The organism is Methylotenera sp. (assembly GCF_029946165.1).
GTDB lineage: Bacteria > Pseudomonadota > Gammaproteobacteria > Burkholderiales > Methylophilaceae > Methylotenera.
Genome location: NZ_JAQSDZ010000024.1, coordinates 66,064 through 87,852, shown reverse-complemented (window position 1 = coordinate 87,852; position 21,789 = coordinate 66,064). Strand labels below are relative to the sequence as shown.

Genomic DNA, 21,789 nt, shown 5'->3' with positions numbered 1-21,789 from the left:
GACAAATTGAATCAACAAATAGGTTAGACTATTTGCATGAACTATATATTAAAAAAACCTCTGATTACTACCCTCATTGTGGTGCTACTTAGTTCGTTGGCAGTATTTACTTATAATAAAAATACAGCACCAGACGTTACTTTCACCACCATTGAAGGTAAAAAAATCAGCATGGTGGACTTAAAAGGAAAGATAGTATTAGTGAATTTTTGGGCAACTGACTGCTTAGCCTGCATTACGGAAATGCCTGCATTAGTCAGCACATATCGGCAATATCAACAAAAAGGCTTTGAAATTATTGCCGTTGCAATGCCTTACGCCCCCCCAGCTCAGGTGTTGAATTATGTTACGCAAAAGAAGATACCTTTTCCCGTGATGCATGACGGGCTTTCAGAAGTTACAGAAAAATTTGGTAATGTGGATTTAACCCCAACAACCTTTATTTTTGATAAGCAAGGAAAGCTATTACAACATACAATTGGTGCATTAGATTTTGTTAAGTTAAATCAACTTATAAGTGCAGAATTCGCTGCAAAAAATTAAGAGTTATTAAAGGATTTTATTGATGTTATGGGTCAAGGCATTTCATATTATTTTTGTCACTAGCTGGTTTGCTGGGTTATTTTACTTGCCTAGACTTTTAGTAAATCACGCCATGGTGACCGATGTCGCAACATCCGAGCGACTTAAACTCATGGAACGTAAACTGTATCGCTTCATGTTTCCTCTCGCTGTATTAGCGCTGAGTTTTGGTCTTTGGTTGTGGCTAGGTTATGGCGTAACGGGCAAATGGATGCACCCAAAATTAACGCTGGTTGCCGTACTTGTTGCCTACCATTTTTATTGCGGCAAACTTGTGAATGACTTTAAACATGACAGAAATACTCGCAGCCATATCTGGTATCGCTGGTTTAATGAGCTCCCTGTTGTTGCGCTCACTATCATTGTCATACTGGTTGTCGTTAAACCATTCTGACGATTGAAGAGATTATTTTAAGAGATGGATATTTTCAATTCACAGTGGCTACTTAATATGCTGGCTAAGTCCAGCAAAACGCCACAAGGCCGCATACTGAGTCTGTTTGATATTTTGAATGACTGGCTTGGCGCACCTGATACGCAGATATCCATCACAATATCCTCATTTGCGAATAGTCAGCTTATCGAGTTTTTAGTAGTAGAAGCTAAAAGCTTAGGCGCTGCCAACCCCTCAATCCTTGCTGAACATATCGCTCTGATTGCTTGCAATGCCGCGCAGCAAGAAATTAATCATCCTGGCTGCGGTAGTTTACTTCACGCTAAAAAGGCAGCGAATGCCCTGATTCTGGCGCAAACTCAAAACGAGTGGATTTGGTTTGAAAACCTACGCGATAAACTCGCAGAGTTCAAACCATCCATGTCTAAGCGAGCTATTTTTGGAGTAGCCGCAAGTTTATTTCTAATTATTGGAATTAGCTCTATGTGGCTACCTGTGCTTTTACACAAACAAACAAGCCCTTTAATCGCTAAATCTTTTAGCAATGAAACAACAAAAGTGAGCGTTGCACTAAATCCGAGTACTACCAGATTAACTGCTCAAGAAGCAGCATCGATGTATGCAAGGTATGAGCAAATGCGTCATGGCACCTGTCAGTTTCCCGAAGCTATTCAGATTCCAGATAAAGATAAAGCGGTTTACTTGGAAAATGTAGTGGGGGGGAAAATACCAGCCAATCTCCATGACTTGGCAATTGCTAATTCATATTTAGAAAAAGTACGCTGTAATTTCACGCCAATGTTAATGGCAAACTCTAGATAATCATTGTTACTACGTTAATTAAGAGTGTGGCGACACGCTCATATCGCCACACCTGCTTAAAGCAACTACTCTAAAATTTTCTTAAGATTAGCTAAACCACCTTCGTATACCCCACCAATAACATCAGATGCAGCTTTTTCATCCGCAGGCGCTTTTGGCAAAAAGCTACCTTCCCACACAACCACTGATTTATCATCGCCATTTGAATACACATGTAAGTTTGAAGCATAGCTAGTCACGGGTAATACACCATCTGTAATGATATAGCTCATGGTTTTATTTTTTGCATTGTATGCAGTGAGTGTTTCATTGATTTTGCCACCATCTTGCAAAGTAAGTGTGCGTTTCGCACCTTTTTTACCTTCAGACCCTGCGATTATTTCTGTTTTTGTAACGGCTGGATGCCAAGCGCCTAAATCGCCAAACTTAGAAAGTTTTTCCCAAGCAGTTGCAGCTGGTACATTGATGTTGACTGACTTAATCACATAAAGCGTTGCTGGTGATGCCGCATTAGCCTGTGCCACAAAACCAATTGCTGCTAAAGATAGTGCTATAAGTAATTTACCCACGTTAATTCTCCTGAAAATATACATATTGGTATAGACATTTAACTTCGCATTATTGCAGTTTTATTATTTACAATGTTCTTATAAATCAACAATTAATCGTGTAAAAACTGCAACAGTGAAAATAGTTTATCTTATATATACAGGTCTGTATATGGATTTTTTATTTATTTTAGTATAAAATAAGATTCAAGTGTTAATTGGAGGCAAGTCAAATGTCTTCGTTGAAAAGTAAAATTTTAGTGGTAGCTACCGACCTGTTCCAAACTAGGGGTATAAATTCGACTGGCGTGGATACGATTGTTGCCGTAGCGGGTACAACTAAAATGACACTCTATAAATACTTCACTAGCAAAGAAAATCTAATACTTGAAGTGCTGGAAAAAGGTCATCAAGACTTTCAAAGCTGGTTAAGCGAACAACTCAATTCCAATGTAAAAAAACCTAGCGATAAACTACAAAAGCTATTTGAATTTATTGAAGAATGGGTCACCTCGCCAAATTTTCGTGGCATGGGCTTTATTAAAGCGTCTGCGGAATTTCCAAATGAAGAAAGTCCCATCCATCAACTCTCTTCAGAACAATCCCGTCAATTTAGACAATTCATTTCTAGCCTAGCCACAGAAGCTGGCATTCATGACGCAGATGGCTTAGCGCTTCAACTCTCGCTCATCTTTGAGGGTGCAGTGCAAGCCGAACAAATGAAACGTGGCTCTGGCGCTATGAAATATGCGAAAAAGGCTTCAAAAATACTAATCGATAGCGCGCTTACCAATTAGCAAGAGCATTAATTTGGCTTGCCTGTGCAAGCCAATACCTAAGATAATAGGGACTTTATTTTAATCTATTATTTTAATGAACACTCTTATTTGCGGCTCGCTTGCTTTTGACACCATTATGGTGTTTCAAGATAAATTTAAAAATCACATCTTGCCAGATAAAATTCATGCCTTAAGCGTGGCATTTTATGTGCCAGAAATGCGCCGCGAGTTCGGCGGCACCGCAGGCAATATTGCATACAACATGCAATTACTTGAAGGTAATCCACTCATCATGGCAACCGTGGGGGAAGATTTCTCTACCTATACTCAATGGCTGAATCAAAACAAACTTAACAACACCCACATCAAAACTATTCAAGGTAGCTTTACTGCACAAGCATTTATTACTACCGATACCGATGACAATCAGATCACGGCTTTTCATCCAGGTGCGATGGTAGAGTCCCATCAAAATAGCGTTAAGAATGCTGAAAATGTAACATTAGCTGTGATTGCTCCTGATGGACGTGATGGTATGTTTCAGCATGCGCGCGAATGTTTTGAAGCTGGCATTCCATTTTTGTTTGACCCAGGCCAAGGCTTGCCGATGTTTAATGGTGAAGAGCTTTTACAATTTATTGAAATGGCCGACTACCTAGCGGTAAACGATTATGAGTCACAAATTATTCAAGATAAAACTGGGCTAAATTTAGACCAATTAGCGCTTAAGGTAAAAGCCTTAGTCGTGACACTGGGCGGTGCTGGCTCACAAATTTATGCAGAGGGTCAACGTTTTGACATTCCTTGCGTTAAAGCCATGAAGATTGTCGACCCGACTGGCTGTGGTGACGCCTACCGCGCTGGCTTACTTTACGGCATAGCAAAAGGTTGGGATTGGCCGACTTGCGGCAGGTTAGCCTCGACTATGGGCGCGATTAAAATTGAAAGCCGTGGTGGACAAAACCACAAGCCGACCCGTGCAGATATTGAAGCCATCTACACACAAGCACTGGTGGATGAAACGGCACTGACTGAAAATTTAGGCTAATGGCGCAACTATAGTTAAGAATAAATAGTCTGAGTATTAACATTTAACACTAACTAATGTGAGTGTTAAAATTTAGGAGGCATCATATGAAAACAACAAGATTATTGGCCGTTGGTATATTAAGTGTATTTCTTGCTGCTTGCGCAAGCTCAAATTCTGGCAGCGTTTATAGCCGTGACGATGCACGTAAGGTGCAAACAGTGAGAACTGGTGTGGTAGAAAGTGTGCGCTTAGTAAAACTAGAAGGTACTAAATCCCCTGTCGGTACAATCGCAGGTGGCGCAGTAGGCGGCATTGCTGGTAGCTCAATCGGTGGCGGTCGCGGTAGTGCTATCGCAGCGGTAATTGGTGCGGTGGCTGGCGGGCTGGCAGGTTCAGCAGTTGAAGAAGGCGTAACACGTAAAGACGCATATGAAATCACTGTAAAACTAGATGGTGGCGCACTCATTGCCATCGTACAAGAAGCGGATGAGGAATTTAAAGCTGGCGATAAAGTACGCTTGGTGGAAAACGGCGGCACTTCACGCGTTACACACTAAGAAGCCCTTCATGCCCAATCAAGAGACGCAAGCTAATTGCGTCTCTTTTTTTAATTAATTTTATAAATTAAATTTCCTCTTTAACAAACTATTGAGAATATTCACCCGCAAATAGACTGTCAATAAAAAGTCATATTTCCGTCATCTCTTTTTCACTTTTGTTCATTAAAGTCACCTTAAATTTAAAAGGAGACATTTAATGATAAGTAAAGAATTTTCAGCACTTGATATTGCTTTGGCTGGCACACTAGCAGTCAAGCAAAAGCTTGCCCATGTAGCCATTCACGAGCAAAAACGCCTGAGTATCAGCCTTGCGCACAGCCAAGTAGAAATTGAAGAAGCTCAGCGCTTACGTTACAAAGTGTTTGCTGAAGAAATGGGCGCTCAGCTCTTAGGTACGGGTGGACTTGATGTAGATGGTTTTGACCAATATTGTGATCACTTAATTGTAAGGGACACCAGCACCAACCAAGTGATTGGCACCTATCGAATGTTAAGCCCTTCAAAAGCGAATGACGCTGGCGGCTATTACTCTGCTGCCGAGTTTGATTTAAGCCGAATCTCACATCTATTTGACCGTACAGTTGAAGTTGGTCGTGCATGCGTACACAAGAATTATCGTAATGGCGGCACAATCACAATGCTTTGGGCTGGCCTTGCCAAATACATGCAAGTTCACAATTATGAATACATGATAGGTTGCGGTAGCGTAAGCATGAGCGATGGCGGTCACGCAGCGGCAAGCTTGTATCACAGACTGCAAGATGATTTTTTATGCCCACTTGAATATCGTGTATTTCCACGCAATCCACTATTAAACGACTCTCTGCGAACAGATATGCAAGTAGCTTGCCCACCGCTAATTAAAGGCTACCTACGCCTTGGTGCTTACATTTGCGGCGAACCCGCATGGGATCCTTACTTCAACACGGCAGATATGCTGGTCATGTTGCCGCTTAGCAGAATGAATACTAGATACGCAGCACACTTTTTTAAATAAGGGCTAAGAAAAACCTCTAGAATAAATGATTAGTTTTGCAAGTGCGTTCCGTATAAAATATGACGTATTGATATCGACTAAAAACAACGCCATTAATACGCCAACTCATACATCCTCTAGAACAAGCAGACTTACTCGCTACTTTAGAATCAGCCGCATTTTCTTGCATACCTTGCTAGGGATAGCCCTAGCGGCTCTGGTATTTCCGCTGTCTGGTAAATTGTTTAAATTACGGTTAATCAAATGGTGGTGTAAACATTTATTAGGGATTCTTAATATACGTCTTGAAAGTCACGGGCATTTACCTCCGCCCTACCAAACTGCCCGCAATATCATGTTTGTTGGCAACCATATTTCCTGGATTGATATTCACGTACTTAATAGCATTATTCCGACAAGATTTATTGCAAAATCAGACATTAAAAGCTGGCCTGTATTTGGCTACTTAGCAAAAAAATCGAATGTATTATTTATTTCTAGAGTAAAGCGTCAAGATGCCGCGCGTATTGTCCATGCGACCAACAATAGCCTGCTAAATGGCGACACTGTTTGCTTATTTCCAGAGGGCACAACAACAGACGGCACCGAGATAAAGCCATTTAAAAGTAGCATTATTCAAGGTGCGATTCATGCAAATGCTGTGATTTGGCCAATCGCTTTTCGCTACCCTCTCAAAAATGGCAGCGTAAACACGGAGATTGCATATGCTGGCGAAACTACTTTAATCGAGTCCATTCAATTAGTATTGCAGCAAAAGAAAATCTCAGTAGAGCTGCATTTTCTGCCACCAATCGCCACTTCTGACTTAACTGAAATAGAGAAAGACCGCCGAAAACTCACCTCACATATTGAGCAGTTAATCAAAGAAAAATTAAAGCTTTAACTTAATTGGCTTATCGAGTGGATGTGATTGTACTTGTGTAATCGCTTTGGTTTCTAAATTCATTGCGGTTAGCTGACCACCCCATAAACATCCTGTATCAAGTGCATATACATTCTGCCGTTGCTGCAACCCAAGGGCAGACCAGTGTCCAAAAATAACATGTTTATCTTGGCTTGCTCGGTTTTCCACATCAAACCAAGGTACAAATCCTGCAGGGATATCTGCCAACTCACCCTTAAAGCTAAACTCCATCGCACCTTGCTCTGTACAAACTCTTAGACGCGTCATGGCATTAGTAATAACACGTAGCCGGTCTAAACCTAGTAACTCATTTTTCCAACCATCAGGTTGGTTACCGTACATATGCGCTAAGAAATATAGGTAATCATCTCCACGCAATGCTCCCTCAACTTCTTTAGCATAGTCAGCTGTTTGTTCGATTGTCCACTGCGGTAATAACCCTGCATGAACCATCAAATACGATTCATTTTGGTACACCATATGCTGATGTCGCAACCAAGTTAACAACTCATCGCGATCATCAGCCTGCAATATCGCATCTAAAGTATCGCCTTTGTGTGCGTTAACAAAACCAGCCGCCACAACCAACGCATGCAGATCATGATTACCCAGCACCACTTTTAAGCTATGCTGATGCTCATAGCACCAACGCAACACTTCAAGCGAACCACTACCTCGATTGATTAAATCCCCCACTAACCAGAGTTGATCAACTTTTGGATTAAAACTAATCCTCGCCAATAATGCTTGAAAAGCATGATAGCAACCTTGAATATCGCCTATTGCATATGTTGCCATTGATTTATTGCCCATAGTAAAAAAGCCACTTAACAGTGTAAGTGGCTTTTTTATTTTTAATGTTTACTATTTAAAACTAATTTAATAACAGCTAAGTTTTAATTTATGTAATTAAAATTTTGCCCCAGCTTCATTCGCCATGTATGTGACAGCGTCAGCAACTTCATTATCGCTCAAATCCGCATTACCGCCTTTTGCTGGCATCATACGAATACCTTTAACCGCGTGGGTGACTAATGTGTCGTGACCTTGTGCAATACGCGGTGCCCATTGCTCTTTATCACCCAGTTTAGGCGCACCCATCAAACCACCGCTGTGACACATACTGCAAACAGCTTTGTAAACTTCTTGACCGCTTTTACCTTTACTTGCCGCAGGGGCAGCATTTACAACGACTGCTGACACTGTAGGTTTTTCTACTACGGCAACAGATTCCGTTTTCTTCTCTACAACTTTTGGGGCTGGTACCGCAGCAGCTGGTGTAGCTTCCGCCGGTTTCAAATCAGAAGGTACATCAGTTTTTGATGTTGGTGCTGTAAAATTAGCCCCGCTTTGATTTGCCATATAGGCTACCGCATTTGCCATTTCACCATCTGTTAACGCACTGTTACCACCGCGAGCAGGCATAGATCGAATACCATTAATCGCATTACTAACGAGCGTATCGTAACCTTGGGCAATACGAGGAGCCCATTGATCTTTATCTCCAAGTTTAGGCGAACTCATTAAACCACTGGCATGGCACGCACTACATACGGCATTAACGACCTCTTCACCACTTTTATCTACATGTGGGCCAGCGTCTGCCACGGCAACTTCTACATTAGCCAATGGCTTAATATTTTCTTCAACTTGAGCAACCACTGCTTGGGGCACTTCGGCCGCGGGCGTACTTAAAATACTAGAGGTCTTTGCAATTAAGGAAATTAATAAGGTAAACGCTAAAATAGCACCCGGAATCACCAAGATTAATTGCTTTAAAGTGGAACCTTTATATTCATTATCGCGATTGCTCATAACAGTACATTCCCTAATTTAGTTATATAGATACATATTATTAACATTATCCCACACTTTAACTTATGTCAAAAGACCATACTCATTCAGTTAAAAAATACATGAAAGCCATGGTTTGTTATAATGCGTGCATATTTGCGCCCGTAGCTCAGCTGGATAGAGTGTTGGTTTCCGAAGCCAAAGGTCGTGGGTTCGACTCCCGCCGGGCGCACCAAATATTCCATATAAAACGGTTAATTAATGTCAGAGGAAGCATAACCTTGTCCAAAAGACAGCTTTATGCTTGCAACTTAAGCGTACATTTCTCCAGTACTGCTTTTTCTGGTAATACAAGTTTTGTTAACTGATGAGTAAATCTACATTATCGAATTAATTAGAAAGTTAAGTAAATCAATACATTTCTCACACCCACCATCTTTGCGTAGAATATGTTGAATAAATAAAAAATACTTAGGGGCAACCATGTCACGTTGGATTGAGCAGTTTGAAAGTCATCCTTTTCATATTGTTTGAAATGAGCTTAAAGAGACCCTAAGTTCCGCGCCTGTAGATGACGAAATAATTTTGACTTCGGTTACGAAGATAGCAAGACTTACTGTTCAAACCCACTTTAAAAATTTAAGTTCCAATCTGGTTTTTTCCGAGACATAAATCGAGCATTTCAACACCACTTAATACCTTGCCTAAGTTTTAGTTTAAGGCTAAATCATGCTCCGCAATGAGAGTCTGCAGCATTCCTACCAAAGAGTGAGCAGCATCTGGATTTTTTTCAGTAAGCTGCTCCGCTAATAAACTCAATCGACCAACTAGTTCAGGATTTGTAGCATACGCATTTTCTTTAGTTAAAATTGACTGTGCTAATTTGCATACATTAAGTGCATTTCCAGACATTCTACGAAACTTCCCTGCTGCAATTTTAGATGCTTGCGATGCATCAATTCCAAGCCTTCTTGCAACGCTGGATCTTGATTCTGCTCCTGATTTAATAACTGCTTGTAAAGCAGCAATACCTATTTATTAGTTTATATGGATTTTAATTCATCAACATGGAAGTAGATTTTGCTCGCATTTAATTCAAAGTGTCAATTCGGCGAAATTGATACAAGAGGCTAAATTTAGCTTTTTATCTCGAATTAATTTCCACTGCAGTATGGAACAAATACCGATTATTTAAAGCTTTTGTATTATAAATACAAAGTCCTCTTCTTCTTTTGATTCGCTAAGCAAAGTATATGGATTATTTGCCACGAATGTACGAATGTTTTTGATTGTTCCCTCTTTGCTTGTTAATAGTTTTAACGTTTGTCCTGCAACCATGCCATCTAGAGCATTTCTAGTGTGAATGGTTGGCATTGGGCAATCAAATTCAGTGGCATCAAGAAAGATGTCGTAGTTATTCGTCATAAATTTCCTTTTCAGTTTCGTTTCTTATTTTATTCAGTTATTTAATGCTTGCTGTTCAAACAACAGTAGAAATAGTCTGATATCGAATGTCTAACAAAAAATTGCATCTAGGTTAATTATATTTGCTATAATTAATTTGTACAAATGTATTAAATAAAAAATTTTAGTTTAAGTATAAAAAGTAATCGAATGAATAGGTATTTCCTACCACTGATGTGATTAGGGGCTGATGTCGGCATCTGCTTGGTCCCATATACAAGAAACTCCAAGTAGCGCTTCGTACCTACTAGCTGCCCCAAGCCCCATTAACTTCATTCATTATGGTTATTGAAATGGTCACCAGCTTGATAGCGGTTGCTATGATTGCACCTATCATTTCCAGAGTTTTCAGCAAACTCCTTTATTCAACGTTAGCTGACGCTCAGGGGCATGAGCTGAATAGTCATTAAATACTATTAGTTTGTACCAACCGCTTAAGTATATTAATAAAACTTAAACAGCGATTAGATGCACTTGATCAATGCAATAGTCCTTGAAATAAAGAGGCTGAAATTGGCACTTGTGCTACGCGTAAATATATTTGTACAAATTAAGTTTAAGGGCAGATACTGAATCTATATTAGTCAAGCTAACTACGCTTGATCACTTTGTTAAGTTGATGGTGCGATTGTGAATGCAGCTGATAGTTGTATCGTTGAAAATAAAACAGGAAGTTAGAGGACGTAAATTGTTGAATCAAAAAAAGTACGAGTCAGACTTGTCAACAAAACAAAAGGCAAGTAACCATACAATTGCATTATTTGGTGAAATGCTAGCGGATATATTTCCAGATCGGGCAGTGCTTGGCGGCGCTCCATATAATGTTGCGCACCATTTGCAGGCGTTTGGTCAGCACCCAGTGCTGATTACAAGAACAGGAAATGACCCGCTTCGTGATGAGTTTCTTGCCGATTTGTCTCGCCTTGGTATGGATGACTCCGGTGTGCAATGTGACCAAATAAGACCGACTGGCCAAGTAATTGTTCATATGGATGAAAGTAATCATCGTTTTGAAATACTTCCAGAACAGGCGTATGACCATATTCATTCTGGAGTCGTCCATTTAGTCACAATGGCTATGCACCCAGAAATGGTCTATTACGGAACATTAGCCCAAAGGGGCGTAGAGTCAAGACTCGCTTTAGATACTTTTTTGAGTGACACAAAAAGCCCTCGATTTTTGGACATAAACTTACGTCATCCTTGGTATGACAAACACATCATCAAGCGGTCCTTATTAAGGGCTAATATAGTAAAGATCAATGAAGAAGAACTTAAGTTAGTAGCTGGCTTACTCAAGCTCACTGGCGTTAGTGCTAATGATCTTGGTCTAAGTTTGATGGGTAAGTTTGATTTGACATGCCTGATAGTCACATGCGGTGCTGATGGTGCGTGGATGCTTTCTAAAGACGGTAAAGAAGCCAGAGTATCCGCCTCTAATCTAAATGGAGGCTTGGTTGATACTGTAGGCGCTGGAGATGGTTTTGCTGCAGTCTGTATGTTAGGTATTCTTGAGAACTGGTTGCCCGAAGTAATGTTAACTAGAGCTAGCACATTTGCTGCGGCCTTGTGTGGAATTAGAGGCGCTGTTCCAAATAACAGTGATTTCTATCGACCTTTTTTGGAAGGAGAAGCTTATGGTAAACCAACCGAATGACAGGGCGAGCTCCATCTATATTCTCATGATCAGTGTGCATGGTCTAATCCGATCTCACAATATGGAGCTTGGACGGGATGCTGACACGGGCGGGCAAACAACCTACGTAGTCGAACTGGCTAAAGCGTTAGCAAAGCATCATCAGGTTGGGAAAGTAGACTTGCTGACCAGACTCATAGAGGAACCATTATTATCTTCTGAATATCTTCAAACAGAAGAGAAATTTGAAGGGGGAGCACGTATTATTCGCCTGCCCTGTGGTCCTAAAAAATATATTCGTAAGGAATTGTTGTGGCCACATCTAGATCAGATGGTAGATAAATGTTTACACTTTCTTCGGCAGCAAGGCCGACTTCCTGATTTAATTCACTCACATTATGCTGATGCTGGCTATGTTGGAAAGCAGCTATCCACGTTACTGGGTATCCATCTAGTTCACACGGGTCATTCACTTGGTCGACCCAAGCAATCGCGATTGCTGGCAAGTGGCCGGAAGAAAGGAGCTATCGAACGGCAATTCAATTTTGAGCATAGAATTGCCGTGGAAGAAGAAATTATTCAGTATGCATCGATGGTGGTGACTAGCACTCGTCAAGAGATTGACGAGCAATATGCTATGTATAGGAACCATGCACCGCAACGCTGCACCGTCATTCCACCAGGAACGGACACCTCACGATTTTCACCGCTTGGACGAAAAAAAATAAACCCGATTCTAGAGGCAAGAATCGACCGTTTTTTACATCAGCCTAACAAGCCAATGATTTTGTCTATCTCACGCCCAGTGCTACGAAAAAATCTAAAAGGATTAGTTGCGGCATACGGCGAAAACAAGCAATTACAGGATAAAGCCAATTTAGTCATTTTGGCTGGAGTGCGTGAGGATATACGCGACCTTGAAGAGTCGCAGCAAACGGTGATGAACGACCTTTTGCTTGATATAGATCGATATGACCTTTGGGGGAAAGTTGCGATTCCTAAACATGTCACTCAAGAAGATATGCCAGAGCTTTATCGGCTTGCAGCGCATCGACAAGGCATATTTGTTAATCCAGCGATGACTGAGCCGTTTGGGCTGACACTGATTGAGGCTGCAGCAAGTGGCTTACCCTTTATTGCCCCAGATGATGGCGGCCCTAGAGACATTATTGCTAATTGTCATAATGGCTTGTTAGCGAATACGCTGGAAAGTGATGACATAGCAGCCGCAATGAACCAGATGTTGTCAAACAAAAAGCAATGGAGAACTTGGGCAAAAAACGGCATTCTCAATGTTAAGCGTCACTACAGTTGGGATGCGCATGTCACTAAGTATATGAAGGAAGTAAGTCAATTACTCCATCGCGATCGTAAGCGTATGCGCAGACAGCATGCAATGGCATTTAACATAGGAAAATCACCTATACCATTGGTAAAAATGATGCTTATCAGTGATATTGATAATACGCTTATCGGAGACAAAAAAAAGTTAGAAGAGCTAACCAATTGGCTACGACAGAATTCGAGTACTTTAGGTTTCGGTGTTGCTACTGGACGTTCGCTAGAAAGCGCGGTAAGCATACTGAAAAAGCATCGAGTCCCATTACCGAGCATTTTAATCACCTCCGTAGGTAGTGAGATTAACTATGGTCCAGAACTCTTTCCAGATATTGGTTGGGCCAACCATATTCGTCATTTATGGCGTCGTGATGATTTAGTGAAAGCGATGTCTAGTTTTCCTGGGCTTGAATTGCAGGCTCAAGAAAATCAAAGAGAATTCAAGCTGAGCTATATTGCAACGCCAGATAAGATGCCACCTCTGGAAAAAATGTATCGGCATTTACGAAAATTAAAACTACATGCACAACTCATCTATTCCCATAATGAGTTTTTGGATATTTTGCCCATACGCGCTTCAAAAGGACATGCTATACGATACCTTGCTTACAAATGGGGACTTCCTTTGCAAAGTTTTCTAGTTGCAGGTGATTCAGGTAATGACAGCGAAATGCTTGTTGGTGATACATTAGCCGTTGTAGTCGGCAATCACAGCACTGAGTTAGAGTCCTTGCGTGGGTTGGAACAGATTTATTTTGCGCAGAATCACTATGCTGCTGGCATTTTGGAGGGACTTGATCATTATGGATTTGGTGGGTTTGATTTACCTAGTAAGATAAAACAGGTTTTAGATCATGTATGAACATGTCTCGCATTCTTTACTGAATGACATATTGATAGCACTTAAGCTGGAAATAATTAATCAGAAGTAGCAACATTTTTACTCGCGATGCAGCAAGTGCTAGATTTGGTTCAGATGCGACGCACGGGATTTCTTCAGCATATTGCTGTACAAGATTTATATACAGGGGAAACATTTAACTTACTAAATGAGACAATTATAATTCCCGTATTATCTTTTTTCTGGTTTCAAACTTGATAAAATGATTGATGACTTTAAATCCTACAAAAATTGCTATTTCACGATAAAAGACGCGGCAACAATATGACCACACCAACTATATCCTCGAATATTCATCATACTGCGTTAGAGACGCTGAAATTATTCCGGATTATATTTAAGTCTACCAATAGGCATTTTCACATTGTTGAAAAGGTCACAGGTGTTGGTGGCGCCTCATTATGGGCATTAGCTGAAATTGCCGAAACTAAAGATTTAACCGTATCAGGTTTATCTAAGGCTATGTCCATTCATCAGTCCACTGCCAGCAATTTGATGGAGAAGCTAGTCACTGATGGGTATGTGATAAGAGCCAGAAACCATGAAGATCGCCGCATTGTACATCTTTCCCTAACGCAATTAGGAAAAGATGTATTAAGCAAAGCGCCGCAGCCTTATCGAGGAGTGTTGCCAGACGCATTAATGCGTCTGAACCCATTAACATTACAGGCGCTTAATGAACACTTATCTCAACTTGTTGTTGGAATGGACAGCAAATCTTACGATAGTGCATTTGAACCACTCGGTAAACCTTAGATTTTAAAATCTACTGACTCTGCTTTACCTCAATCAAAAAAATCAATAGGATTTCTCTAGCACATGATTATCACTTTACTAATGATTGCTGGGATATTGTACTTTGCATTACAGCTTGAAGATAAGTTTAAAGTACCATCACCGCTTGGCTTAATTGCACTATCTTTTTTTGCGCACTATGCCTTTAAGCAAATACCTATCCTTACCGGCGATGCTGAGCATTTTGCAGTCCTAGTCATATTTCTTTTACCTATTCTACTTATTTCAGATTCTCTTGAGCTTAAAGTGTCTGATCTCAAAGCGCATGGGCTAAGTCTGTTCTATCTTGCAATAGTAGCTGTGGTGCTATCAGTACTAATGGCTTTGATCGTTTCTAATATTATCTTTGCCGATGTTCATCTCTCATTAGCGGCTGTTATTGTGCTGTTTGCAATGGTGCTAGCAACTGATCCAGTTTCTGTGGTCAGTATATTTTCTAAATTTGAATTGCCGCATCACTTAAAAATACTAGCTGAAGGCGAAAGTCTGTTTAATGATGCTACAGCACTTATCGTATTTGTATTTGTTGGATTATATGCATTGGGTGGCGGAGAAATTACGGGCACTTATATTACCGAGGTTAGTTTCGCAGTAGTCTTTGGCTCTCTGGCAGTAGGTATTGTGGTCGGATATATCGGGTTGTTATTAATGAAAACGACCGACAATCGTATCGCCGAAATGATGCTGCTCATTATTACAGGGTATGGCGCATTTGAACTAGCAGAACACTTTTATAAGCTCATTAATTTTTTAGGTGGTCATTCACATACGCACCTTTCAGGCATACTTGCCTGCATATTTGCCACAATTACGGTGCATCATGTCATGACGCAAACGGTTGTTAAGGTTGGCGATCAAATCGAAAGTGATGAAGCTGAGTTAAATCTTGAAGTCGTCAAGGAAGACACATCATCAAGCATCATGGGTAGTGTACTGAGGCGAGTCAAATCGACAATAGAAGAACGCGACCGTCATTTACGCACCAAAGAAGATATACAGTTGTTAGCACTAGTGGCCAACACTATATTGTTTATCGCGATGGCTGAAATGATAGATATGAACCTGTTATGGAAATATCATGTGGAGATTTTGACCATGTTCTTAGCCACCACCATAATACGCGGCCTGATGATGGCAATGTTTGCTTTGGTAGCTAACCGTACTAAAAAAATGGTCAACATTAATTTTCGTTGGTGGGGTGTTTTGACCTTTGCGGGAATAAAAGGGGGGCTATCTATTGTCATGTTGACTATGATTCCCAACTCTTTTGAGCATCTTGAGATGTTTAAAGCCGTTGTGATTGGAGTGGTAATGCTCTCGACCTTTATTTACTCAGCAGTGCTTTTGGTATTAATCGGTCATTACAAAGCGCATTTTTTGGCCGAAAAAAATGCAGAGCACAAATCATTGCTTTATCAGCAATCCCCTAGCCTTTGATGCTTTATCAACAGCTTACCTAATATCTAAAGACTAGTTGAGTCTCTATGTTTACTATGTCAGATAGTATTTGCTATAATACATTTGTACAAATTAATTATCTGCCTATTATTTAATTTGCACCTCCCAAAGGTACCAACACAACATTAAACTACCCAAATCAAACAACCTGAAATTGCTTGATCAATAAAGCAGCATTTACTGAAGGCAAATTAAACTTTTACTACCCTTTAGATGCCTTTATATATTCAGTTTAATATCCAACTCACTTTCATAGCAGAAGCTATAAACATTAAGGATGCCTATGAAAGAAGTACTTCATTATTCTTTTCTCGGAAATACAATTACCAATTATTTATCGGCAACCGCAGTTTTCATCTGCGGAGTTGCTGTGATATATGTATTCAAAAAATATATTTTAAGCTGGTTAAAAAAGAGTGCTGGTGAAACTTCTACAGTAATAGATGATTTACTCGTAAGTGCAATTGAAAAGTCGCTTTTACCGTTGATTTATTTTGGAGTTTTTTATATAGCACTCCAAACTTTGGACTTATCTTCTGGTTTTAATCAAGTGCTAGAAAAGATTGCAATTGCGTTAATTACGCTGCTTGTGGTAAGGGCTGTCATATCCATCGTCAATCACATTATTCAATCTTATTTGAATAAGACCGCGGATTCAGGAGGTGGTGATAAGCAACTCAAAGGCATTCTTAGTCTAATCAATTTTATAATCTGGGCCATGGCATTAGTTTTTCTTCTGGATAACCTTGGCGTAAAAATATCGGCTGTAGTAGCCGGCCTTGGTATAGGCGGTATCGCTGTAGCCTTAGCAGCACAAGCAGTACTTGGGGACTTGTTTAGCTATTTTGTTATATTTTTCGACAAACCATTCGAGGTTGGTGACTTTATCATCATTGGCGACAAGATGGGCGTAGTGGAATACATTGGCGTTAAAACCACTAGAATAAGGGCAATTGGAGGTGAGCAGTTAATACTTTCAAATACCGATTTAACTAACTCTCGTGTACATAACTTTAAAAAAATGGAGCGTAGAAGAGTCGTTTTTAACTTAGGTGTAACCTATCAAACGCCTGCTGTGAAATTAAGAAGTATTCCTAAAATGGTTAAAGAAACCATTGAAAAATTGGATGATGCTATTTTTGATAGAGGGCACTTTGCATCCTATGGGGATTTTAGCCTCAACTTTGAATTCGTCTATTATGTAACTTGCGCAGATTACAATAAGTACATGGATGCGCAGCAGAATATTAATATGGCAATTTACGAAATGTTTGAGAAGGAAGGCATTGAGTTCGCCTATCCAACGCAAACTATTTTTATATCTAAAAATGAAAATGTAAAAAATTAACTTCGATGTGTTTTAATTTTTAGGTACATATTAGGGGGTATCTATCTAACGTAGGTCGCGGCAAATGTATGATTTTACCTACTAGTAATTTGACAAGGTAGATGCCTTGCCTGTTTCACACCCCCGCAAATAGTCACTTGCAGACCTTGCATCAAGGTCCGCTTTAGGCTGTGGATTCAACCGATCGATGCAACACATGCTTTAAATCTCTCTACTGGGGTTTCATAGGCCAAAGTTTTACGAGGTCGTTCATTGAGCTGTCGAGCCACTGCATTGACGTAACCGGTCCATTTCAATGGAAGTTTAGTCAGAGCCTTCAGATGCTGGCATCCAACTAAAATACACCTAATGAAATAGGATTTCATTAAATTGATACGGGTAAATAAAGTGTCGCAATTTTGTAGAAAAGTTGTATCTTTTACACGATGCAGAATTAAATTTGAAATATTACTTACAGCATTCTTTTTGGAGCTCATTTTGAACCCATAAGCTATGGCAATAATATAGCTATTTTTCAGATGCAACTTTCCGATTTATATACTCTGTTTGCTATCAGCCATAAGTTGAAATGCGAAGTACCATTGCCAACGGAACCGACCTTGCTGACTTTCTTTTGAGTAAGCCGAGCATGTTGGTAAGCATATAAGTGCAATGAGATTAGCAAGTGTTTTATGTCGCATCGTGCATGTATATCTTTTGATTTTTTGGTTTAAGGTAAAGCTAAGCAATTACTTGGAGAGCTGCGGATTCAATAGACTCGTTGTCAGGAAAATCTAACTTTGGAAAGGGATCAGGAAATTGACTCCAGCCTTCAATGCCAATAGCAATTTCGTCAGCTGTGAGTAAGCAAGCATCAAAACCTGCTTCGATCATGGCCTTATCCATTTGCATGCCAATAATGACAATTTCTTGCTGTCTGTCCCCATAGGGTTCTTCCCAACGAGATTTAATGCTATTGAAGCTTTCTTCATCTTCAGGCCAATGCTCACTAGAAGAGGCTACCCACCAAAGGCCAGCAAGCTCTGTACGCTTAATGCTGCCTGCTTGCGACCAAGTAGCACAAAATTCTGGTCGAGTGGCTATCCAGTAGTTTCCTTTGGAGCGCAAAACGCCTGACCATTCAGTGTTGAACCATTTCCATAGGCGCTCAGGGTGAAAAGGTTTACGCGAGCGGTATACGAAGCTGCTAATACCGTACTCTTCTGTTTCAGGTACATGCTCGCCTCGTAACTCTTGTAGCCATCCAGCCGCTTCAGAAGCTTCGTCAAAATCGAATAAACCTGTGTTCATGATACGGTCGAGTGATACTTTGCCAAATTGGCTATGGATAATTTGAGCGCGTGGATTTAAGGTTTGGAGGATGCTTTCAAGTTTAGCAATCTCATTTGCCTGCATCAGATCCGTTTTATTTAATAACAACACATCACAAAATTCGATTTGCTCTACTATTAAATCAACAACTGTACGTTCATCGTCTTCTCCAAGTGACTCGCCACGAGCCAAAAGCAGATCCTGTGAGTTATAGTCTTTTAGAAAGTTAAAGCCATCAACTACAGTGACCATGGTGTCGAGTTTTGCAACATCGCTCAATGAACTGCCATTTTCATCAGCAAAAGTAAAAGTTTCCGCTACTGGCAGCGGTTCAGAAATACCAGTCGTCTCAATGAGCAAATAATCAAAACGATTCTCTTTTGCTAGGCGGGTGATTTCAATTAGCAGATCTTCCCGCAAAGTGCAGCAGATGCAGCCATTACTCATTTCTACCAATTTTTCTTCCTGGCGAGATAGTGCTGCCCCACCATTTCTTATTAATTGGGCATCAACATTCACGTCGGACATATCATTTACGATGACGACTACACGCTTGCCTTCACGATTATTCAGAATATGGTTCAGCAGCGTGGTTTTACCTGCGCCTAAAAAGCCAGATAGTACGGTTACTGGGAGCTTGCTTGTCAAAGATAATTGAGAGTTTGAAGGTAAATCAGAGTGCTTCACGAGAATTCCTTAAGTTAATAATTGCAACTAAGTTGCATATTAACCTCAAAGGATGCTATTTGCAACTAAGTTGCAATTTGTGGCTTGTTTTACCTATGATCAGGATTGACTAGTGGCTCGAGTGGCTTAGCGCAGTTAACACATTTACCTTTGATATTGATTTCAATCGAATCAACGACAAAGTCGGGAGGGATATCATTTGTTAGCTTTGGATGCACGTCGTTTAAGCAAAACATCTTCCCGCAGTTTTCACATTGAAAGTGTGCGTGAGAATGCTGGTTCAGCTTATTTGACTTAGAAGTAGTGGGAGTGCTGTTATACCTGGTAGTTTGCTTATTAGTTAGATCACTATTATTGATATGGAACCGCCATGTGCGGTCCTCTCCAGCAATTCGATGAATAACACCATTTGTGAGAAGCCAATCTAAAACTCGATACAAGGTTACACGGTCAAAGCTTTCAGGTAGTTCTTTTAAAATATCCTGATGTGTCATTGGATATTCGCTTTGAGCAAGAACACCAGTCACCTCTAAACGGGATTGAGTAGGTTTTAAACCAGCTTCTTGAAATATCTGACTTGAAGTATGCATAAGAGTAATTACGTAATAAAAAGAAACTATAAGTATTTCGACAATTGCATCTCAGCTTATAACTTCTTATAACAGAGTTAGATATATTTCGCAACGTAGTTGCGTTTATATTTAAGTCTAACTAAAGTCTACTTAGGGCCAAAGCAGATATTGTGTACCGTCATCACGGGGTTCACAAATTTATGTGTTATCTAGGGCAGCCCCTAATTTTAAAAATCACCAAATAAGATAAGTTATATATGGCAAATAACTATCCCTGAATACTCTCAGAAGACTTTCTGCAATATGCTTCTAAGTTATTTGGTAAATCAGTTGGGCAGACTCCACACAATGTATTGCCTGGGACTGCAAAATCTATAAATTTCGGATAAGGTAAATTTAATTTATCCATAATAGAAATAAATTCTTCAAGGCTTTTCCCCTCTCCGAGCCGAGGATTTCTAATTCTCTCTTGGCCAATGGTCGATACAAAACGATTTTGATAGTCATGACCCGGATAAACTAAAAAATCATTTGGCAAATTGAATAGTTTTTGATTAATGCTCTGATATTGCTGCTCAGAGCTGCCATGTTGAAAATCTGTTCTACCACATCCATCAATTAGCAAAGAGTCTCCAGTAAAAACTTGATTATTGATGACATAGGCAAAATGCCCCGCAGTATGTCCAGGCGTATGTAGCGAATGTAGTTGAATACTCCCAACCTCTAATGGTTTGCCTTCTTCTAGATATACATCAGCGCATGGCAGGCGATCTATAATAGGATTTGCTATTTTGCTACCGAGTTTTTTCTTTAACTCTAAAGCGCTTGTAATATGGTCAGCGTGAATATGGGTATCAATTGCGTATCGTAGAGTTAGTCCATATTCTTTTAGCTCAGCTAAATCTCTGCCTATCGTAGCGATCACAGGGTCTATTAAGATTGCCTGCCGTGTTTCCTCGCATGCAATGAGATAAGTATATGTACTTGATAAAGGCTCAAACAATTGCTTAAAAAGCATGATTAATACTCCTAGATATTGCAACAATTTAATTAAAGATATATTATAAAAATATATATTGAAATGCAAGGCTTATTAATTAATAGCTAAATTATGAATACAACTGACATCAACATTGATTTTGAACTAATGCGTGGGAAAGCAACTCAAGCTAGCGATTTTTTAAAAACTCTGGCGAACCCAGATCGACTTCTACTGCTCTGCCAACTGAACCAGAGAGAAATGTGTGTGAGTGACTTAGAAAATGCGCTTGCCATCAGGCAGCCAACACTTTCACAACAGCTTAGCGTATTGAGAACAGAAAATTTAGTTAAAACAAGACGTGATGGAAAACAAATTTACTACAGTATCGCCAGCCAAGAAGCATTATCAATATTGCAACTTTTGTATAAGCAATTTTGCAAATAAACCTAGGAGAGCTCATTGATCAACTGGATTGAAGCTACACCTTTCTAATCTCTGTTGGGCGGCATGCTCATTGGGGTTGCTGTTTCCATTTTGATATTATTCAATGGGGAAATTGCTTGAATCAGTGGGATACTTGGTGGCTTATTGAAGCCAAAGAAAGGAGACGTTAACTGGCGACTTATATCTATTATCGGACTGATGATTTCGCCTATTATTTATGCACTACTTAAGCCGCTTCCCGAAATAACTATCACCGCTAGTTATTGGGAAATTTTAATAGCTGGTTTATTGGTTGGAATAGGAACAAGATTTGGTTCGGGATGCACAAGTGGCCATGGGATATGTGGAATTTCAAGACTTTCCATTCGTTCTGTAGTGGCAACTATTTACTTTACCTTGGCTGGGGTTGTGACCGTGTTCATAACCCGACATCTCCTGTAGGA

The 21,789-nt window shown here is 40.1% G+C and carries 23 protein-coding genes and 1 tRNA gene; 16 read left to right on the top strand and 8 right to left on the bottom strand.

Going from position 1 to position 21,789, the window contains the following annotated elements:
- Positions 1–36: 36 nt before the first annotated feature.
- Genes PSV17_RS12410 through PSV17_RS12400 form a run of 3 tightly spaced genes read left to right on the top strand, consistent with a single transcriptional unit; the run spans position 37 to position 1,798 of the window.
- Complete coding sequence (locus PSV17_RS12410; RefSeq protein WP_300483113.1) at positions 37–543, top strand: TlpA disulfide reductase family protein; 507 nt, start codon at positions 37–39, stop codon at positions 541–543.
- 22 nt (positions 544–565) lie between these two features.
- Positions 566–976 (top strand): CopD family protein, encoded by a 411-nt coding sequence (locus tag PSV17_RS12405; protein WP_300483110.1) that lies wholly within the window; start codon positions 566–568, stop codon positions 974–976.
- Between the two features lie 24 nt (positions 977–1,000).
- On the top strand, positions 1,001–1,798 hold the full coding sequence (locus tag PSV17_RS12400) for a hypothetical protein (protein ID WP_300483108.1): 798 nt from the start codon (positions 1,001–1,003) through the stop codon (positions 1,796–1,798).
- A 65-nt stretch (positions 1,799–1,863) separates the two neighbouring features.
- Here the strand turns inward: PSV17_RS12400 and PSV17_RS12395 are convergent, their stop codons facing one another.
- The gene (locus PSV17_RS12395) at positions 1,864–2,367 is read right to left on the bottom strand and encodes an SRPBCC family protein (RefSeq protein WP_300483106.1); all 504 of its coding nucleotides are present in this window, start codon (positions 2,365–2,367) and stop codon (positions 1,864–1,866) included.
- A 212-nt stretch (positions 2,368–2,579) separates the two neighbouring features.
- Between PSV17_RS12395 and PSV17_RS12390 the strand changes: the two genes are divergently transcribed.
- The 5 genes from PSV17_RS12390 to PSV17_RS12370 all read left to right on the top strand — a co-directional run bounded on the left by PSV17_RS12390 (position 2,580) and on the right by PSV17_RS12370 (position 6,595).
- A complete protein-coding gene (locus PSV17_RS12390; RefSeq protein WP_300483104.1) occupies positions 2,580–3,143 on the top strand; it encodes a TetR/AcrR family transcriptional regulator in 564 nt (187 codons plus the stop codon).
- 76 nt (positions 3,144–3,219) lie between these two features.
- Positions 3,220–4,173: a carbohydrate kinase family protein gene (locus tag PSV17_RS12385; RefSeq protein WP_300483102.1), complete on the top strand. Its 954-nt coding sequence runs from the start codon at positions 3,220–3,222 to the stop codon at positions 4,171–4,173.
- A gap of 86 nt (positions 4,174–4,259) precedes the next feature.
- Positions 4,260–4,712, top strand: coding sequence for a glycine zipper 2TM domain-containing protein (locus PSV17_RS12380; RefSeq protein ID WP_300483099.1), 453 nt, complete (start codon positions 4,260–4,262; stop codon positions 4,710–4,712).
- A gap of 199 nt (positions 4,713–4,911) precedes the next feature.
- The gene (locus PSV17_RS12375) at positions 4,912–5,712 is read left to right on the top strand and encodes a GNAT family N-acyltransferase (protein WP_300483096.1); all 801 of its coding nucleotides are present in this window, start codon (positions 4,912–4,914) and stop codon (positions 5,710–5,712) included.
- 25 nt (positions 5,713–5,737) lie between these two features.
- Positions 5,738–6,595 carry a lysophospholipid acyltransferase family protein gene (locus PSV17_RS12370; protein WP_300483094.1) on the top strand — a complete coding sequence of 286 codons (858 nt, stop codon included), beginning with the start codon at positions 5,738–5,740 and terminating at the stop codon, positions 6,593–6,595.
- Here the strand turns inward: PSV17_RS12370 and PSV17_RS12365 are convergent.
- Both PSV17_RS12365 and PSV17_RS12360 read right to left on the bottom strand, forming a co-directional pair.
- Positions 6,584–7,414 carry a symmetrical bis(5'-nucleosyl)-tetraphosphatase gene (locus PSV17_RS12365; protein WP_300483092.1) on the bottom strand — a complete coding sequence of 277 codons (831 nt, stop codon included), beginning with the start codon at positions 7,412–7,414 and terminating at the stop codon, positions 6,584–6,586. The genes PSV17_RS12370 and PSV17_RS12365 overlap by 12 nt on opposite strands.
- A gap of 111 nt (positions 7,415–7,525) precedes the next feature.
- Positions 7,526–8,431: a c-type cytochrome gene (locus PSV17_RS12360; RefSeq protein ID WP_300483090.1), complete on the bottom strand. Its 906-nt coding sequence runs from the start codon at positions 8,429–8,431 to the stop codon at positions 7,526–7,528.
- Between the two features lie 137 nt (positions 8,432–8,568).
- On the opposite strand from PSV17_RS12360, the gene PSV17_RS12355 reads away from it, so the two are divergent.
- A tRNA-Arg gene (locus PSV17_RS12355) sits at positions 8,569–8,645 on the top strand.
- 476 nt (positions 8,646–9,121) lie between these two features.
- Here the strand turns inward: PSV17_RS12355 and PSV17_RS12350 are convergent.
- Positions 9,122–9,322 (bottom strand): hypothetical protein, encoded by a 201-nt coding sequence (locus tag PSV17_RS12350; protein WP_300483088.1) that lies wholly within the window; start codon positions 9,320–9,322, stop codon positions 9,122–9,124.
- Positions 9,323–9,601: 279 nt separating this feature from the next.
- The gene (locus PSV17_RS12345) at positions 9,602–9,835 is read right to left on the bottom strand and encodes a sulfurtransferase TusA family protein (protein ID WP_300483086.1); all 234 of its coding nucleotides are present in this window, start codon (positions 9,833–9,835) and stop codon (positions 9,602–9,604) included.
- A gap of 757 nt (positions 9,836–10,592) precedes the next feature.
- Between PSV17_RS12345 and PSV17_RS12340 the strand changes: the two genes are divergently transcribed.
- The 5 genes from PSV17_RS12340 (at position 10,593) to PSV17_RS12320 (ending at position 17,350) form a co-directional block, all read left to right on the top strand.
- Positions 10,593–11,531 carry a carbohydrate kinase gene (locus tag PSV17_RS12340; RefSeq protein ID WP_300483083.1) on the top strand — a complete coding sequence of 313 codons (939 nt, stop codon included), beginning with the start codon at positions 10,593–10,595 and terminating at the stop codon, positions 11,529–11,531.
- Positions 11,512–13,710 carry an HAD-IIB family hydrolase gene (locus PSV17_RS12335; protein ID WP_300483080.1) on the top strand — a complete coding sequence of 733 codons (2,199 nt, stop codon included), beginning with the start codon at positions 11,512–11,514 and terminating at the stop codon, positions 13,708–13,710. The genes PSV17_RS12340 and PSV17_RS12335 overlap by 20 nt, the downstream gene beginning before the upstream one ends.
- A gap of 303 nt (positions 13,711–14,013) precedes the next feature.
- Positions 14,014–14,505, top strand: coding sequence for a MarR family transcriptional regulator (locus tag PSV17_RS12330; RefSeq protein WP_300483077.1), 492 nt, complete (start codon positions 14,014–14,016; stop codon positions 14,503–14,505).
- Positions 14,506–14,568: 63 nt separating this feature from the next.
- The gene (locus tag PSV17_RS12325; RefSeq protein ID WP_300483075.1) at positions 14,569–15,981 is read left to right on the top strand and encodes a cation:proton antiporter; all 1,413 of its coding nucleotides are present in this window, start codon (positions 14,569–14,571) and stop codon (positions 15,979–15,981) included.
- Between the two features lie 304 nt (positions 15,982–16,285).
- On the top strand, positions 16,286–17,350 hold the full coding sequence (locus tag PSV17_RS12320; RefSeq protein ID WP_300483072.1) for a mechanosensitive ion channel family protein: 1,065 nt from the start codon (positions 16,286–16,288) through the stop codon (positions 17,348–17,350).
- A 720-nt stretch (positions 17,351–18,070) separates the two neighbouring features.
- On the opposite strand, the gene zigA is transcribed toward PSV17_RS12320, so the two are convergent.
- The 3 genes from zigA to PSV17_RS12305 form a co-directional block, all read right to left on the bottom strand.
- Positions 18,071–19,348, bottom strand: a complete 1,278-nt coding sequence (gene zigA / locus PSV17_RS12315; RefSeq protein WP_300483070.1) for a zinc metallochaperone GTPase ZigA — start codon at positions 19,346–19,348, stop codon at positions 18,071–18,073.
- An 89-nt stretch (positions 19,349–19,437) separates the two neighbouring features.
- Positions 19,438–19,938: a Fur family transcriptional regulator gene (locus tag PSV17_RS12310; protein WP_300483068.1), complete on the bottom strand. Its 501-nt coding sequence runs from the start codon at positions 19,936–19,938 to the stop codon at positions 19,438–19,440.
- Positions 19,939–20,188: 250 nt separating this feature from the next.
- Positions 20,189–20,938, bottom strand: a complete 750-nt coding sequence (locus tag PSV17_RS12305) for an MBL fold metallo-hydrolase (protein WP_300483067.1) — start codon at positions 20,936–20,938, stop codon at positions 20,189–20,191.
- 93 nt (positions 20,939–21,031) lie between these two features.
- Here PSV17_RS12305 and PSV17_RS12300 point away from each other — a divergent pair, with 93 nt between their 5' ends.
- Both PSV17_RS12300 and PSV17_RS12295 read left to right on the top strand, forming a co-directional pair.
- Positions 21,032–21,346: a metalloregulator ArsR/SmtB family transcription factor gene (locus PSV17_RS12300; RefSeq protein ID WP_300483065.1), complete on the top strand. Its 315-nt coding sequence runs from the start codon at positions 21,032–21,034 to the stop codon at positions 21,344–21,346.
- 144 nt (positions 21,347–21,490) lie between these two features.
- Complete coding sequence (locus PSV17_RS12295; RefSeq protein ID WP_366910653.1) at positions 21,491–21,787, top strand: YeeE/YedE family protein; 297 nt, start codon at positions 21,491–21,493, stop codon at positions 21,785–21,787.
- Positions 21,788–21,789: the final 2 nt, after the last annotated feature.

Coding starts and splice junctions, on each gene's coding strand:
- PSV17_RS12350 (WP_300483088.1), bottom strand. CDS start 9,322: ATGTCTGGAAATGCACTTAATGTATGCAAATTAGCACAGTCAATTTTA.
- PSV17_RS12410 (WP_300483113.1), top strand. CDS start 37: ATGAACTATATATTAAAAAAACCTCTGATTACTACCCTCATTGTGGTG.
- PSV17_RS12345 (WP_300483086.1), bottom strand. CDS start 9,835: ATGACGAATAACTACGACATCTTTCTTGATGCCACTGAATTTGATTGC.
- PSV17_RS12380 (WP_300483099.1), top strand. CDS start 4,260: ATGAAAACAACAAGATTATTGGCCGTTGGTATATTAAGTGTATTTCTT.
- PSV17_RS12310 (WP_300483068.1), bottom strand. CDS start 19,938: ATGCATACTTCAAGTCAGATATTTCAAGAAGCTGGTTTAAAACCTACT.
- PSV17_RS12335 (WP_300483080.1), top strand. CDS start 11,512: ATGGTAAACCAACCGAATGACAGGGCGAGCTCCATCTATATTCTCATG.
- PSV17_RS12330 (WP_300483077.1), top strand. CDS start 14,014: ATGACCACACCAACTATATCCTCGAATATTCATCATACTGCGTTAGAG.
- PSV17_RS12320 (WP_300483072.1), top strand. CDS start 16,286: ATGAAAGAAGTACTTCATTATTCTTTTCTCGGAAATACAATTACCAAT.
- PSV17_RS12365 (WP_300483092.1), bottom strand. CDS start 7,414: ATGGCAACATATGCAATAGGCGATATTCAAGGTTGCTATCATGCTTTT.
- PSV17_RS12400 (WP_300483108.1), top strand. CDS start 1,001: ATGGATATTTTCAATTCACAGTGGCTACTTAATATGCTGGCTAAGTCC.
- PSV17_RS12370 (WP_300483094.1), top strand. CDS start 5,738: ATGATTAGTTTTGCAAGTGCGTTCCGTATAAAATATGACGTATTGATA.
- PSV17_RS12375 (WP_300483096.1), top strand. CDS start 4,912: ATGATAAGTAAAGAATTTTCAGCACTTGATATTGCTTTGGCTGGCACA.
- PSV17_RS12390 (WP_300483104.1), top strand. CDS start 2,580: ATGTCTTCGTTGAAAAGTAAAATTTTAGTGGTAGCTACCGACCTGTTC.
- PSV17_RS12360 (WP_300483090.1), bottom strand. CDS start 8,431: ATGAGCAATCGCGATAATGAATATAAAGGTTCCACTTTAAAGCAATTA.
- PSV17_RS12405 (WP_300483110.1), top strand. CDS start 566: ATGTTATGGGTCAAGGCATTTCATATTATTTTTGTCACTAGCTGGTTT.
- PSV17_RS12305 (WP_300483067.1), bottom strand. CDS start 20,938: ATGCTTTTTAAGCAATTGTTTGAGCCTTTATCAAGTACATATACTTAT.
- PSV17_RS12325 (WP_300483075.1), top strand. CDS start 14,569: ATGATTATCACTTTACTAATGATTGCTGGGATATTGTACTTTGCATTA.
- PSV17_RS12300 (WP_300483065.1), top strand. CDS start 21,032: ATGAATACAACTGACATCAACATTGATTTTGAACTAATGCGTGGGAAA.
- PSV17_RS12385 (WP_300483102.1), top strand. CDS start 3,220: ATGAACACTCTTATTTGCGGCTCGCTTGCTTTTGACACCATTATGGTG.